Here is a 15,182-nt window from a genome sequence, read left to right as displayed (position 1 = left end):
TGATTAGCGTCGGGAACAGCATAATGTTGTGGTCCTGCGAACTCGACACACGGTGGCAGCTCTGTACATGCTGGCATAAAGCTTATTTCTGGCTGTGATGTAATACGCTTCGTAGCGATGCCAAACGTTGTTCACGCAATAGCGCTACGCTTTCCCAGGTAATGACTTTAGCCTTTTGAATACGGTGTTTTCTCGACCAGATGACGGTACCGGTTACAGACAGTATTGCTACGATTAAACCTGCCATACAGATCAAAATTTGTATCGGCAAGCCGAAAACGCGCGCGGTGTGCAACCAGGTTATCCAGCGATGAACGACATCGCCGATGGAATCGGTAACAGGTGTGGTTAGCGTGACTAACTTGCCAGTACCAGCATTCAGCACCACAATTGTTGCGCCATTTTTTCCGTAGTCATGATCGGTTTTAACCCTGTAGTGATACACACCGTGCACCCGATCAAGAAACAGCGACAGCTCGCGCTCTACTACAAATCCGTATTCTTCAGATGCCCGCTGGATATACTCGTGTCCGAATTGATGTGCAGCTCGCCAATCGAGCCCGGGTGTCTTAAGCGGCTTATCCAGTCTGGGTAATGCATCCAGGTCACGCATATTCAACACAGAGCTCATTACTGGTTGATATACTTCTTTCAGATTGAACGCCACCCCCGACCAAGCCAGCGCCAGTAGTACAGGCCACAACCACAAGCCACAGGCACGGTGCAGATCGTAGTTAAACCGGCTTGGTTTGATGTGCCACGCGGGTTTCCAGCGTTGCCAGTACTGTTTGTACGGTAAGGACTGCTTCATTCGTTGCTGCGGAACAGTCAAATAGAATCCAACGAAGCTATCCAGAAACCAGAGCAGCGCAATCACACCCAGAATGGTCATGCCAAACATCGCGAGATGCTCGGGCAGTGCCAGCGCATAATGCAGCCGATACAGAAATGAGAGAATATTTTCTTTTGCGAGTGATACTTCACCCCAGGTGCGCGCCCCTGTTTGTTCTCCCGTATACGGATTGAAATAGATTTCATTATAGGGAAGATCGTAAGGCAAGCCACTGTGCGGATTGATTCGCGGCAGCAGAAATAACCGATAAGCCTGCCCCGGTTCAAACGTCAGATCGAACCAGTCAACTTGCGCATGCGGCGTCTGATTTTCCGCACGCTCGTGCAGTGCAAACGGATCAAATGGCAAAACCGATGACGATTGGGGAACCGGTACCGTCAGCATCGATGGATTCAGCCAACGGTCCAGTTCATGGTAAAACGCCAGAACGCTGCCGGTGAGTCCCACAATCAGCAGAAACGGCGCCAGCAGCAGACCGGTATAGCGGTGAACAATGGTAAGTAATCGACGCATAGGCACTACAACATGAAATTGAAACAGTAGTTATCTTCTAAAATAGTATTTAACTCGTCACATTGCATAATTAATCGAGCCGACAAACATGCGTGGGATGCCGACATTAATAGAATTCCGGTCACCCAGCGTGCCGCCAAAAAGCGTGCTGTCCGCCAGATTGTACGCATTGAGCTGCACGCTCAAGCGTGATTTCATCAGCTTGGAACGGTAGCGCACCATGGCGTCGACACGCGCCTGCGATGGCAGAATGAAGGTATTCGCCGGATCGCCCGGACGCTTGTCCTGTACGAAAACACCGGCGCCGAAACTGAGGCCGTGCAGCGGTTCAACCGGCACATCGTAACGCGCCCATATACTTCCCGAGTGTTTGGGTACGTTCCACAGCCGGTTGCCCTTGTTATCGCCCTCCAGTACTTCGGCGTCGGTATACGCATAGGTCAGAATCAGGCTCAGTCCATCGGTGACCTGCCCCGAAACGTCTACTTCCACACCCTGACTGCGCGCTTCGCCGACCGCAACTGAAAAGGGTTGTCCGGGAACGCTCACCGCGAGGTTTTGCCGGGTCAGATGATAATACGCCACGTTGGAATTCAGCCGGCCGCCAAACAGCGTAGTCTTGAATCCGCCCTCGAACTGCTCGCCGATTTGCGGTTTGAGTACGTTACCGTCAATACCGAAGGCCCTATTGGCGGAACCCAGCGATTGCACGTAGTTACCGTAAAACGACAGCCATTCCCATGGCTGATACACAATCCCCGCGCGCGGGCTGAAGCGTGCGTTATTGACTTTCCGCGCCGCCGCTTCGGCATCGGCCAGCGATTGATCCTCACCGAAAGCCAAACCTACTGCATTGGTAGCCCAGTCATATCGCCCGCCGCCCATCAGATGCAGCTTGTCAAACAACGTAATTTGATCCTGAAAAAACACGCCGTTCCACTCGTTCGTCTGATCGATGAAAAAATTTCTGGGTAATGACCCCAGATTCTCACGGCTGTACTGCGGACGGAATATATTGATCGGGCTGGCATCGGCCGAAATTGATTGAACCCCGCCAAATGACCCGTAGTATTCCCATCCCGCCAGCACGTTATGCTCGATGCCGTAGGTATTGAAACGCCCCGTGACGTCAACCGTACCCTGATAGGCAATGGTGGACGCATCGCCTCTATAGTATCCCCGTTGCAATACGCCCGTCATTTCATCGAGATCGAACCCAGTGGTTTGCGGATCTCTAACATCCCGGTGAAAATAACTGAAGCGCGCCCGCGCCCGCCAGTCGTCGTTAAACGCATGCGTTAATGTCGCGGCGGTATTGTAAATGTTTTCATGCGTCTTATCCGCCGGCTCACCCAGGAAGCGCGATCGCGGCACCCTGGCCGGGCGGTTTCCGAGCGCGACAATACCATAATCTTCACGCGTCTCCAGATCCTTATACGTAAAATCCACATCAAACTGGGTGCTCGGTGCATTTTCCAGGTGACCGACGGTGCGACGAAAATCCGGTCGCTGAAGCCGAAATCGCGGAATGAATTCTGGTTGAGGTATTCGAAATTCAGGCGGTACAGCAGCGTGCCGCTGTCGTTGATCGCACCGGTGGCGTCAGCCAGTGTCTGGAACTGGCCGTACGACCCGAACTGCTGATTTAACGCGTAATAGCGTTCCGCCTGCGGCCGCTTGGTAACCAGATTGACCATGCCGCCCGGTTCGATCCGGCCGTATAAATTTGTCGTGGCGCCTTTCAATACTTCCACCCGCGCGATGTTCGCCAATGAAAAACTTGTAGCGAGCGGAAACCTGAATCCGTCGCGGAAACTGGCGAAACCCATTTCAAAACCCCGGATCATGAATGACTGGCTCATCCCCCCGAAAGTAAACCCGGGAGAAACGCCGCTGACATTTTTGACTGCATCTTCGATCTGAATGGCTTGTTGATCCTCTAATACTGCTTGCGGAACGACTTGAACGGAAGCCGGCGTGATCATCAGCGGCAAATCGACTCTGGTCGCGGTTGACGCATTGGTGCGCGTATAACTCGGGTTGCCCGACGCGTCCGGGTCCGGGTCCATGAAGCCGGTGACTCTCGCCTCAGGCAGTTTGACGGGGTCGCTGTTACTGCTGGTATCCGATGTCGCGATTAGCGTGTATTGCCCCGGTGCGCTTTCAATGGCAGAAAGCCCGCTGCCCTTGAGCAGCTGCATGATCGCTTGCTCCGCTGTATATCGTCCATTGATCTGTGGCGCCTGCTTGTTGGCTACCAGGCTTGCATCCGTGCCGATCAAAATGCCTGCCTGTTCGGCCAATTGCGTGATCGCCTGGTCGAGCGGTTGCGTATCGATATAAATATCTACGCTTTGTTGTGTTGCTTGCGCACTTGCATGCGTTGCTGCCAAGATCCAAAGAGGCAGTATGCAGCCGATTAACATACTGATATTGCGAAAGCCCATTATCGTTTTTATCAACATTTTTGTTCCTGTTGTTGTGTTATAGATCTTTTATTACCTATGACACGCGAGCCGGAAAATCGGGTAGTCCCGAAAGCAAATTAAATTAATCAAAAAAAGACGCCTGTCACGCAAAAGAACATTGCGGAACAGGCGTATATGGCAGGAGGTTGAGAGAGGTCAGGTAGGATCTGGTTATGATATGTGCATACGAATATTTTTTACTGGTTTAGTTTGAAGTTTCAATCCGGACAATCCAATCACCGTATCGGGTTATGCTGACCGGCAATGCATTTTTCAGAATATTCAGCGCTTCTTCAGGGGCGTCTGCCGGTAAAACACCAGTGAAATGGAGCTGTGCAGCCTGTTCGTTCACGCCCAGGTAGCCGCTTCGATAGCGTGTCAGATCGTGAACGACTTTACCGAGCGGTGTGTTCTGGTAAATCAGTCGCGCCTGCGCCCAGCTTGCAGCAAATGATGGTGCTGCTACGGGTTGTTGCAGTTCCTCGCTGCCGAAGCGGATGCTTTGACCGGCCTGAAGGGTAACGAATCGATGCGGCCTGGAACGATTTGCAACAGTTACTTGCGACTCGAGCACAGTAACTGTACTGCCTGTGCCGGTTCGGTTCACGATAAAGCGTGTTCCCAATGCCTGCGCCGATCCGTCGCGGGTTTCAACTATAAATGGCGGTCGTTTGATTGAAGATTCGGGTGCTACATATGCGAGTATGCGGCCACGGTGTAAGAAGATACGCCGCTGGTGTGAATCGTACGCAATGTCTGCCGCGCTGTTACTATCCAGTGTGACACGGCTGCCATCGTTCAGTGTGATGTGCCGGATTTCACCGGTACCGGTACGTTCATCTGCCAGCCATACGGAAAACGGCAGACCATACAGGCATCCAAGCAGCAAAGCAATGCCCAGCAACGACTTGATAGTCGAATTGTTACGGTGTTTTTTGGGGGTAATACTGTGCCAAAGCGTCTCGACCTGTGCGTATGCTTCCCCATGGCGTGAGTCCTGCGCCAGCCAGGCCTTGAAATCCGCCTGCTGTTGAGGACTGACATGTTTGCCTGACATGCAAACAGCCCATTCGGCAGCCTGTTCGCTCAACGAGGGTACATTCGAACCGGCTGTCTGATCTGTCTGTGTTGTTTCAGTCATGCAGTTCAGCCTTGAATTGATGTAACCGCTGATGGCAGTATGCCAGTGCCTTGACGAGATACTGCTTGACACGATTCTCGGAAACATTCATGGCAAGTGCAATTTCTGCGTAAGTCATCCCGTCAACACGTGACAACATAAAAGCTTTTCTGGATCGACCGTCAAGCTCTTCAACAAGCATAAGCAGCACACGTTCAAGCAATTGTCGGACGGCTGAGTCATGCGCTACGTCCTGGCTTGATAATCCGGAGATCAGCATTGCCATGCTGTACAGCGTTTCTTCTTCAACACGACGCCTGCGATTCAAATTGATCATCAGCCGATTGGCGGTGACCAGCAGATAAGCACGCGGTTCTTTTAAAACGGGCAATTTCGGCTGCAATAATAAGCGAATAAACGTATCGTGCGACAGATCGGCGGCATGATGCGGGCATGCCATTTTCTTTTTGAGCCAGGCCGTTAGCCAGCCATGGTGTGCGCGGTACAGTGCGTCGATAAATGCAGGACTGTTATTTGCAGTGGATGACATAAGGCATGGAAAAATGCTATGACCCGTTAGGGCCGTTATGATAATTACATGCCGGTCATTATCGCTAACATGTGTGCGTCTGTGAATGTGACAAATTGTCGCGGTCAGTGCCGAGTTTGATTCTGATATTAAAATAACGAAAAGTGTCGTCAGGATTTGCCCGGGCGAAGGAAAGCACGGGGGTGTCGTAAAAAAAATTGCTGAATATCGGCAAGCACCGCATAACAGGTGGGTACCAGTATGAGCGTTGCAATCATGCCGAAGCTGAGTCCTGCTGCAAGCGACAATGTGACCGGTACCAGGAAGCGTGATTGCTCGCTGGTTTCAAACAGCATTGGCGCGAACCCGGCAATGCTGGTCAGGGCCACCAACAGAATCGGCCGGAAGCGGGAGACGCACGCGTCGACGATCAGGTCGGCCAGGTTTAAGAATTCGCTCCGTTTTCTTTGTATGAAATGTAACAGAACGACGCTGTCATTGACGACAACACCGCTAGCTGCCACCATGCCGATCAGCGACTGAAAAGAAAAATTCAGTCCTGCGGCCCAATGGATCAGTATCGCGCCCAGCCATGCAACCGGAACTGCCAGCAGGAAAAGCAGCGGCTGTGTATAGGAATTGAATGCTACAGCCAGCAGAGCATACATAATTGCCAGCGCTATGAATGTGTTGCGTTTCAGATCATCCATGATTTCATCCGCTTCTTCAGCTGCTTCACCACGGGAAACCTGGATTCCCGGATATTGACGCTCAAGCGCAGGAAAGAACTGTGACGTCAGGTCCTGATCGATTTTGTCAGCACTGATTGGCGGTGAATCTATCAATTGTACGTGAAGGGCTACCACGCCCATACGGTCGGCTCGTTTCAGCGCACCGAAACCTGGCGCAAAATCAATTTCGGCCACTGTGCCAAGCGGTGCCTGCCCACCGTTTGGCAGCAGTACGGGCATTGTCAGTAGATCTTCTATCGCTTCGCGTTCCAGACGCGGATGTCGCACCTGGATTTTAACTTCAAAGCGCCCGCGCATGAAACGCTGAGCTTCTTCACCCTGGTAAGCGTGCCGCACCTGCTCGGCAAGATCTTTGAGGCGCAGCCCAAGCCGCTCGCCTTCGGGTTTTAGCCTGAACCTGAGTTCGGATTTTCCAGGTTTGCGCGAATCGGTGATATCGGCAATGCCCGGGTAATGCATCAGGTGAGTTTTTACCGTGTCGGCAGCAGCGTTCAGTATATCCGGATCCTGCGCCAGCAGTTCAATTTCCAGGTCGACCAGCTCCTTCTCGGTCGGTGTATGGAAATCGGGTTGGAAGTCCCCAAAATCGCCGATATGCTTATACCAGCTCGTGACGATTTCGCGTACATGAAAGCGTTTGCGGGCTGCAGATTGACACCGATATAACCGCCCTTGACGACGGCGTACCCGATGATCAGCGCTGCGATAAAAGCAGCCAGCGACGTGTAGCGCCAGTCTATCAGGCGATGCAGCAACGGCCGATAAACCCGGTTGATAAAAATATCCAGTTTTAGCTGGACAGCGATGCGAATTCGGGTTAATAAATTATTTGTCGGAGGTTTATGAAGCGTTGTCAAATGGGCAGGCAGGATCAGCAGGGATTCAAACAGTGAAAATGCCAGCGTGAGAATCATGACAGTTGCGACGGGTTTCATAAACCGGGTGGCCCAGCTTGGCTCAACAAAATAACCGGGCAGGAATGCGATCAACGCGATGCATACGCCAACGGCAACGGGAACGGCAACTTCTTGCACACCCTGTATGGCCCTCGGCAGTCCGGGATTGCCTTGTGTCTGAACAGCATGGATACGTTCGCTGACGATGATGGCATCGTCCACGAGTACACCCACCGCCAGTACAAAGCCAAACAAAGTCAGCATGTTCAGGTTGACGCCGGTCATCGGCAGCAGCCAGAATGCGCCGAAAAAGGCGACAGTAACACCCATTGCCGTCCAAAATGCGATATGTGTGCGCAGAAAAAGCATGAGTACCAGCATGACCAACCCAAAGCCGGTGATGCCCACGGTCATCAGCCGCTCCAGCAGTTCATTGAAAGACCGGGCGTTATCGCGTCTGGTGTCCGATTCTGAACAGATATGTCTCGGGCGTTTTGATGGATGTCTGGTTGCCGGTTACCAGCAACCGAATATACGCTTCCTGGGCCAGTTCCGTAGCTGTTTCGTGACAACCGGTCAGACGTGCAATACTGGAGATGAGTTGTGACCGGTATTTTGCGTACAGTTCTATGAGTATGGATGAGTCGATGTGAAAACATGACAAGAAAAACCATGCGGCTTTGGCAGCGCGCATACCAAATTGCGCCAGATTATCCCGGTAAATTATAAAAAATAAAATGTGGCAAATTGTCGTAGCAGCGCAGTAATGCAGTGACAAAAGTGAGCTACTGTCTGCGTTATAGTTTTCGTTATGCTATGCTGATCAATTAAGAATTTTCAAAAGGAGGTGTCATGAAGAAAATAACTATGTTGATCATCATTGTGTTTATTTTGGCCGCATCCGCTGCTGTAGCGGACGATTCACAAGGTCATTTCAAAGGCAAGTCGTCCGAGACGCTTGAGCAGGCGCTGGTCAATTTTTCCGAATATAACCAGAAACTCTCTGAAGTTTTGAAGCAGGAGACACTGAGTGCGCCTGATATGCAGCAGATTCATGAATTGACATACACACTTGAAAACGCACTTGAAAGAATCAATACCTCAATGCTGGAGCTGGCTGAAACGCTTGAAGCAGTGCATGTCGGTTCAGAAACTGGCGACACTGAAGCTACCCGGTCAGAAGGATTGCGCTATCTTGAGACGGCACGCCAAATCGTTAAGTGAGCCTGATCGGCCACAGCAGATTCAGGGTGGCTGGTTACGGTCAAGGTGTATTTTGAGACAGGCATGAAGGGAAGCAAGTGGCGCCGCCAATTTATTCAGTTAATATTCTATCCGAATTGATCCGAGGAAAACGCGCGGCGTGCCTACTGTAATACGCATGCGGTTAAAGCCACCGCTGCTTGGGAAATATTCTTTATCAAACAGATTATTGACATTGAATTGCGCCGTTAACCGCGCTTTTCCCAGTTTTATCGCATAACTGGTCATCAGGTTAAATACTGCATAACCGGGCATCTGAAAATCATTATCCAGATTGCCTTCGCGCTTGCCTCTTAACGTGACCCCGCCACCGATTTTCAGGCCGCGCAAGGATTCATTCTGAAAAGCGTAGGTCGACCAGATATTTCCGGCGTGTTTGGGAACGTTGGGGAAGCGATTGCCCAGTGTTGCGTCATTAGCTCGAGTAATGTCCGAATCAATATAGGCATAGTTGGCTATGACATTCCAACCCGGCAGCAATTCGCCGTTAATGTCCAGTTCAACGCCTTCATTTCGCGCTTCACCGGTCAATACAGAGAAACCTTGTGCGGCCAGTTGCGGATCCGGGTGGCCAACAGCCATATTTTGCTTGGTCAACTGAAACCAGGCTGCAGTCGCACTCAGGCGTCCATCAAAAAATTCTGTTTTAATCCCGGCTTCCCACTGTTGTGCAGTTTCCGCTCTGAGTGATTGACCATTTATACCAGTGGCAAATAAATTGGGAGCGCCAAAATTTTCAACATAATTGCCGTAAAAAGAGACAAACGGTACCGGCTGCCATAGCACACCGACACGCGGCGATATCCTGTCTTGCTTGCTGTCTAGAAATGTCGTTACACCGCCAAATGTATTGTCGGCCTCGATCCGTGCATTATCGTAGCGAAAACCTGCCAGTATATGAACGTTATAGGGTAATTTAATCTGGTCTTGAAAATACAGACCAAACCAGTCTTCACGTGTCGCAAAAAGAAAATCATCGAGTGGATCGCGAGCTGCTGTTCCCCCATGTATTGGATTTAAAATATCAATGGATGGGAAATTAAAATTATCGATCAAGAGACCGCTGTTTTTAAAATTATAATAATCACCCCCCATCAGCACCGTATGCCGAATGCCAAATGTTTCAAAATTCCCGGTAATGTCTACATTGGTTGTATAAGTTTCGACATCATTGTTTCTGAATCCGGCGAAAAACCGGTCCAGTATTCGATTGTCAGTACGTAATCCTGACGGTATGACAGCATTGTCCTCTTCGTCTGTGCGTTGCAAATAAAAACGGTGTTTAATTTCCCAGTTGTCATTCAATGCATGCGACCAATGGAAACCCGCTGTAATTTCGTCATAACTGCCTTTGCTAAAGGATTCCCCCAGGTTCCGGTTGACTGGTAAATTGGCCGGCCGGTTGCCGATTGCAGGAAAACCGTAATCCGGTGTGAATTTTCCTGTTTTATATTCCATTTCAGCGGTTATCTGCGTACGGTTTGATATTCGCCATTGAATCACTGGCGCGACAAAAAAATGATGATTGTTGACAAACTGGCGGAATGAGCCTTTGTCTTCGTACGCAAAATTCAGGCGATACAAGAGCGAATCATCCTGATTCAAGCCACCGGTGGCATCCAGGGTAGTACGGTACAGGTTGTACGAACCGAATTGCTGTTGCAGCGAATAATATGAGTTGGCTTGTGGCGCTTTCGGTACCAGATTGATCATGCCGCCCGGTTCAATCCTGCCGAATAAAATGGACGCGGGGCCTTTCAGGACTTCAATCCTTTCCAGGTTGGCGATTTCTCTATTGCCAGTTTGTGTCAGCGCTGATTGAAACCGCACGCCGTTTCGATAGTAATCAAAGGTATCAAACCCCCGGATATTAAACGTTTCGACGCCGTTAAACCCGAGACCAGGGAAAACACCGCTGATATTGTTCAACGATTGCTCTAACGTAATGGCCTGTTGGTCGTTGAGTACCGATTTGGGCACCACTTGAATGCCCATCGGGGTTTCCATGATCGGTGTATTCGTTTTGGTGGCGGTTGTCGCACTGGGTACGTTATAGCGTTTACTGTAGGGCGAGTCCGGGGCAATCATACCCGTCACCTTGACTTCCGGCATTAGATGTGGTTTTTCTGTCGGCGCTGCTTTGATAACATAAGTGTTTGCGCTGCTTGCCTCATACGTATAGGGCGTATCTGCAAGCAGGCGGTCCAACGCCGTTTCAGGGTTCATAGAACCTTTTACGGATCGGCTTTGCAGGTTTTTCATATTTTCGGCATCAAACAGCAGTTGTATCCCTGTCTGACTGGACAGGCTGTACAGGGCATCCTGCAGCGTCTGCGCCGGGATATTTAATGTTGTACTTTGTGCAAGTACTGGCCCGGCTAGCAGAAAATAAAACACGAGCGCCCTTGATACATTGTTCATTCTTTTTCTCCGTTATTCTGTTTATAGTAGAGCCGGTCAGGCCGGTATATTGAGTAAAACGAAAAACGGATCAATCACCTGACATTCAGATGATGAAAAAATCAAACGACGGGCAGGGGGTATTCGTAGCATAAGGAAACTGTGTCGCCCTTAAAATAGTCTTGACTAAGTAGACCGATAACGCAGGGCGTTTGCACACTGAAACTATCACGATTTTAAAAACGAAGTGATTGTATGTTCAGAACCATTAGTGCGATTGATCAGGGTGACGTCCGAAGAACGATTGAAGTACGCATAAAAGCATGGTGCAGTAGGCTGATGATGGATTAAAAGCAGCGATAGCGATTTGAATAGGAATATTGCTGATGATTGGACTGATATCCTGCTACTTGCTTATCGGTATTTGCCAGGTGTCCCGGTCGCTGGTGCGGAATCATTGTTGCTGCAGGAACCGGAATGGGCTGCGCTCATATTGTGACGTTGCGAGGGACGGAACACGCTGGTCTGGATTTACGACGAGTATGTCTGAATTAACCGCATGTCAGAACAATTGAGAAGGGGTCCAAGAGCCTGATGGCGGAGTGTGAATTTAAAATCGATTCGGCGAGTCAATTGGCATTTGTGCACGACATTGACTGTTTGGTCGCATCAACGCGAATCGACTCGTTGATGCAGTGGTTTTGTTTGACCGGTAACGGTGTCTGTTTTAGCAATACGTAATGAGTTATGGCATTCCGGCTTTAAGCTGTTTTTTAGCGTAAAGTACTGTCATATCATCCAGTTCGCTGGAATTTAATCCATATAATGTTTTTAATGCGACGATCAGCCCGTCGCGATCTGTTGTATTGAACTCACCGCTGACCTTATGGCCATGTAGCTGCGGTTCGCCGAGTCTGACGGGACGGGTATGATAGCGGTTAATCTGGCGTATAGCTTCGTTCAGTGGCGTGTCCCGGAATATCAGCCTGTTTTTGCGCCAGGCGGTTGCGGTTTCTGCGTCCGTGTGGGAGATATCCGATAGGCCTTGCCCAGAGTAAGACAGCTGCTTTCCGCTATGGACGATCGCCTTGGCATTGTCCTGATCCTCCAGAGTAATCTCTACAGCGCCTTCCAGCACGGCAACGGTCGTTTCGCCATTCTCCGTGAGGACATTAAATTCTGTACCGATATCCCGTATTACACCGCCTCCTGCGTTAACCGCAAAAGCGCGAAGGCGTTCGCTGCCTGTGTTGAACAATACTTCGCCGTGTTCAATGGTAACCGTGCGCGTGAATCCGAATAATGCCAATCGTAGTTTCGTATTTGTATTGATGTCGATGGTAGTACCGTCAGCCAGAACAATACGTTTGTGCTCCCCAACGGCGGTAACGATTATCTCTTCTATCTGGGTGACCCACTGAAAAATACCGCATATCAATACCAGAACCAGTATTCCAGCAACTGTGGCGCGAAATTTTTTTCGGGGTTTCGGTTCCAGGTAGTCAAGGTTGTGCCAAAGCCGGGCGTACTGCTGATATTCCGCACGATGCGCCTCGCTTTGTGACAGCCATGCCTCAAGGGCTTGCTGTTCGCTGTCGCTGCGGTTACTTTGCTGCATACGCAGAAACCAGGCTGCCGCTTCTTCGGTCAGTGAGTCATCTTTCGGCGTATGCTGTGACTGGCCGACAAATTTTGGCTTGGACATTACAGCAATTATGCCAATACTCTTCGTAGCCGGACAAGCGCACGGATCAGCAGTTTTTCGACGGCATTACGGGTGATGCCCAATTGACTGGCTATATCTGCATGGGACAAGCCATCAAATTTGTGCAACACAAACGCGCGATGGCATTGTGGTGGTAATTCCTCGATAACATTGCACAGTTGTTCAAGGATCTGGCGTGCGAAGACAATTCGGGCGGGGTCGGATGCGTCGCTGACTGGGATTTCGTGTACGGACAGTTCGTTGATGGTTGTATGGACAGGTTGCCTGATTTGCATACGGTGATAATCGACAGCCAGGTTGCCGGCAATCTGATAAAGTAATGCGCGAATATTGTGTAAGGTATCAGTGTGTTGATAATACATTATCCGGAGAAAAGATTCCTGTGCCAGTTCTGCAGCAATTTCACGGCAACCTACGCGTCTTACCAGAAAGGCACGCAACTCAAAAATATGTTTCAGGTATATCTGGGTGAGAAAAACGCTGGAACTCATACAACGGGTTGAGAAAGCTTTGAAGTGTACTATCGGTGATGTCGTCAGCATTATGCTTGAGTACCCGGTAAATGGAAATGCGACATAATGTCGCACCAGTCGACACGTGGTGAAAATTTCTCGGCTTTGTCCGACTCCAGCTTTTCTGCAGGAAATCCTCTGAGCTGGTTGGTCGTCGCATGGTCGTACCGGAAACCGGCCAGTAAATGCAGTTGCTTACGAAAGGAAATTTGGTCCTGCACGAAAACGCCATACCAGTCTTGCCTGGCGCCCCATTCGAAATCATGTGGCAACTCTTTGAACTGATCGGTAATTGTCCCATAAACCGGATTGAAAATATTTATTGGGCTGGCGTGGGGTGGCGTATCAAGAAAAACATCATTTTCCAGATATTTATACCAATAATAATCCGTACCTACGAGCACATTATGTCTGATACCCCAGGCCGAAAACTTACCATTGAAATCCAGTGTTCCGAAATGACTTTCCTGTTTGAATGGTGCAAAAAATGACCAGCGGTCGATGCCACCCGTTGATTCATTAAGATGGCGCGACCATGATACGGGCGGCACCTACAAAATCGCGAAAATTGCCCTGGTTGAGGTATTCGAAATTGAGCCTGTAACTGAGTGAACCGTCGCTGGTCACAGCACCGGTTGCATCCATAAGCGTGCGGAATGTGCTGTATGATCCGAATTGCTATGAAAGAGCATAGTAACGCTCCGCCTGGGGACGTTTGGTCACTAGATAATCAAACCGCCAGGCTCGATATTGCCTACAGGATTGCTGCCGGCCCTTGAGAACCTCGACTCGGGAATCCTTCCCGGTAACCGAAACCAAACTGAGGAACGACACCACTAACGTTTTTAAACAGCATCGGCAAGATCAAAATCCTGTTGATCTTTGAGAACTTGCTGCGGTATTACCTGAACTGAAACCGGATTCTCCATGATCGGCGTGTCGGTGGCGGCATTATTTCGTTGATAACGTGTATCATTAGGAGAATCCGAATTACCCAGTCCGGTTACAGTAATTTCGGGAAATTAACCGCTTCCTGTTTGTTCAGTTTTAGCGCAGGAGTGTCAACCAGTACATAACCAGCAGCGTTTTTTTCAAATGTAAATCCTCTGTTCTTCAACAGTGTCGCCAAACCGGTTTCTGTACTGTGATTGCCCTCAAGGCCGCCTGTGTTCAGGTGTTTTATTTGATCTGCATCCATTGAAATGGTGATACCGGCCTGCTGTGTAAACCGGTTTAATGACTGTTCCAGTGGACCGGGCGGAATGCTGTAATGCACTGTTTCAGTCGACTGATCCTGGCCATGCAAAGCGGAAGGCATGATAAGCGCGCCGATTGTTATTGAAGTTGCAGTTACAATAACCGTAAAGACAGCGCGTTGAAATAAACCCGGAATTGTAACGCTTTGTTACTCGATTGTTTTCTACGAGGCATTGTGAGTTCCTGTTATTCATTCTTGTCAATCTGGATATGTTGTTTATTTAGATGAAAAAAATGAAATTACGGAACTCATGCCGACAACAGACCAGAAGGGCTCAACCGATTCGGGTTTTATTCAGTGTGTTGAAACGCCTTTTATTTGGCCTTTGGCTCAACGACGACCAACCAGGGTGTAATGGTGTGGGTTTGTATCGGGAAGCTTTTAGTCAACAGATGCAACGCCTTATCGGTGTCGTCAACCGGCAGCACAGCGCTGACCGTCATCTTTTCGAGTTTCTGGCGGTTATAGCGAATAAAACCGGAGCGGTACCGCGAAAGCTGGTCGAGCACATCCGGTAACGGAATATTGCTAACGACAAGATGTCGGAATTTCCAGGCATCTGAAATCCCGCGAATGTCGATTGTTTCAATGTCGCCGATCCATCCGTTGGAAAATGTTACCTGTTGGCCCGCGTTAAGTGTCTGCGTTATGGTAGTAGCACCGCTTTGGGTGAAGTCTGATTCAGCCAGATGAACAGCTGCCTCGGATTCAAGCATGGTCAGCGTGGTCGTATTGTCACTGAGTTCGACGATAAAACGTGTACCCAGGGCTACAATCGTGCCATTTCGGGTTTCGACCCAGACTGTGTGAAAACTCAAAATCTGTGTTTTTGTAGCTGAACTTGCAATCATAGCGGCGTATAAAAATAATCTAAGCGGTTAGAACCAGCCGT

At 49.7% G+C, this 15,182-nt stretch carries 16 protein-coding genes and 1 pseudogene; 2 read left to right on the top strand and 15 right to left on the bottom strand.

Annotation, left to right across the window (positions count from 1 at the left end; all coding sequences use genetic code 11):
• Positions 1-82: 82 nt before the first annotated feature.
• From BMX44_RS03740 to BMX44_RS03705, 8 genes and pseudogenes are all read right to left on the bottom strand, one after another.
• Positions 83-1,366 (bottom strand): PepSY-associated TM helix domain-containing protein, encoded by a 1,284-nt coding sequence (locus BMX44_RS03740; protein WP_090628231.1) that lies wholly within the window; start codon positions 1,364-1,366, stop codon positions 83-85.
• Positions 1,367-1,423: 57 nt separating this feature from the next.
• Positions 1,424-2,815, bottom strand: coding sequence for a TonB-dependent siderophore receptor (locus BMX44_RS03735; protein ID WP_090628228.1), 1,392 nt, complete (start codon positions 2,813-2,815; stop codon positions 1,424-1,426).
• A gap of 308 nt (positions 2,816-3,123) precedes the next feature.
• Positions 3,124-3,792 (bottom strand): annotated as a pseudogene (locus BMX44_RS17460) (STN domain-containing protein); the annotation flags it as partial.
• A gap of 247 nt (positions 3,793-4,039) precedes the next feature.
• Positions 4,040-4,975 carry a FecR family protein gene (locus BMX44_RS03725; RefSeq protein ID WP_177167661.1) on the bottom strand — a complete coding sequence of 312 codons (936 nt, stop codon included), beginning with the start codon at positions 4,973-4,975 and terminating at the stop codon, positions 4,040-4,042.
• The gene (locus BMX44_RS03720) at positions 4,968-5,504 is read right to left on the bottom strand and encodes a sigma-70 family RNA polymerase sigma factor (RefSeq protein ID WP_090628219.1); all 537 of its coding nucleotides are present in this window, start codon (positions 5,502-5,504) and stop codon (positions 4,968-4,970) included. The genes BMX44_RS03725 and BMX44_RS03720 overlap by 8 nt, the downstream gene beginning before the upstream one ends.
• A gap of 149 nt (positions 5,505-5,653) precedes the next feature.
• Positions 5,654-6,730 (bottom strand): efflux RND transporter permease subunit, encoded by a 1,077-nt coding sequence (locus BMX44_RS03715; protein WP_245738833.1) that lies wholly within the window; start codon positions 6,728-6,730, stop codon positions 5,654-5,656.
• On the bottom strand, positions 6,727-7,545 hold the full coding sequence (locus BMX44_RS03710) for an efflux RND transporter permease subunit (protein WP_090628214.1): 819 nt from the start codon (positions 7,543-7,545) through the stop codon (positions 6,727-6,729). The genes BMX44_RS03715 and BMX44_RS03710 overlap by 4 nt, the downstream gene beginning before the upstream one ends.
• Before the next feature lie 34 nt (positions 7,546-7,579).
• A complete protein-coding gene (locus BMX44_RS03705) occupies positions 7,580-7,825 on the bottom strand; it encodes a sigma factor (RefSeq protein ID WP_090628632.1) in 246 nt (81 codons plus the stop codon).
• A gap of 158 nt (positions 7,826-7,983) precedes the next feature.
• On the opposite strand from BMX44_RS03705, the gene BMX44_RS03700 reads away from it, so the two are divergent.
• Complete coding sequence (locus BMX44_RS03700; RefSeq protein WP_090628212.1) at positions 7,984-8,355, top strand: DUF6746 family protein; 372 nt, start codon at positions 7,984-7,986, stop codon at positions 8,353-8,355.
• A gap of 99 nt (positions 8,356-8,454) precedes the next feature.
• Here the strand turns inward: BMX44_RS03700 and BMX44_RS03695 are convergent, their stop codons facing one another.
• Positions 8,455-10,815 carry a TonB-dependent siderophore receptor gene (locus BMX44_RS03695; protein WP_090628210.1) on the bottom strand — a complete coding sequence of 787 codons (2,361 nt, stop codon included), beginning with the start codon at positions 10,813-10,815 and terminating at the stop codon, positions 8,455-8,457.
• Positions 10,816-11,161: 346 nt separating this feature from the next.
• Between BMX44_RS03695 and BMX44_RS17395 the strand changes: the two genes are divergently transcribed.
• The gene (locus tag BMX44_RS17395; protein WP_281246239.1) at positions 11,162-11,293 is read left to right on the top strand and encodes a hypothetical protein; all 132 of its coding nucleotides are present in this window, start codon (positions 11,162-11,164) and stop codon (positions 11,291-11,293) included.
• 246 nt (positions 11,294-11,539) lie between these two features.
• Here BMX44_RS17395 and BMX44_RS03690 read toward each other — a convergent pair whose 3' ends face one another.
• From BMX44_RS03690 to BMX44_RS03670, 6 genes are all read right to left on the bottom strand, one after another.
• Positions 11,540-12,499, bottom strand: a complete 960-nt coding sequence (locus BMX44_RS03690) for a FecR family protein (protein WP_090628207.1) — start codon at positions 12,497-12,499, stop codon at positions 11,540-11,542.
• A gap of 8 nt (positions 12,500-12,507) precedes the next feature.
• On the bottom strand, positions 12,508-13,011 hold the full coding sequence (locus tag BMX44_RS03685; RefSeq protein WP_090628204.1) for an RNA polymerase sigma factor: 504 nt from the start codon (positions 13,009-13,011) through the stop codon (positions 12,508-12,510).
• Positions 13,012-13,061: 50 nt separating this feature from the next.
• A complete protein-coding gene (locus BMX44_RS03680) occupies positions 13,062-13,583 on the bottom strand; it encodes a TonB-dependent receptor domain-containing protein (RefSeq protein ID WP_090628202.1) in 522 nt (173 codons plus the stop codon).
• On the bottom strand, positions 13,552-13,677 hold the full coding sequence (locus BMX44_RS17390) for a hypothetical protein (protein ID WP_281246238.1): 126 nt from the start codon (positions 13,675-13,677) through the stop codon (positions 13,552-13,554). Before BMX44_RS17390 ends, BMX44_RS03680 begins: the two co-directional genes overlap by 32 nt.
• Positions 13,678-14,035: 358 nt before the next feature.
• Positions 14,036-14,350 (bottom strand): hypothetical protein, encoded by a 315-nt coding sequence (locus BMX44_RS03675; protein ID WP_090628200.1) that lies wholly within the window; start codon positions 14,348-14,350, stop codon positions 14,036-14,038.
• A gap of 254 nt (positions 14,351-14,604) precedes the next feature.
• Positions 14,605-15,141 carry a FecR family protein gene (locus tag BMX44_RS03670; protein ID WP_090628197.1) on the bottom strand — a complete coding sequence of 179 codons (537 nt, stop codon included), beginning with the start codon at positions 15,139-15,141 and terminating at the stop codon, positions 14,605-14,607.
• Between the last annotated feature and the right edge of the window lie 41 nt (positions 15,142-15,182).

The organism is Nitrosomonas marina, from assembly GCF_900110145.1.
GTDB lineage: Bacteria > Pseudomonadota > Gammaproteobacteria > Burkholderiales > Nitrosomonadaceae > Nitrosomonas > Nitrosomonas marina.
Note: the sequence above shows the minus strand (reverse complement) of the source record. Positions and strands in the feature narration are given on the sequence as shown.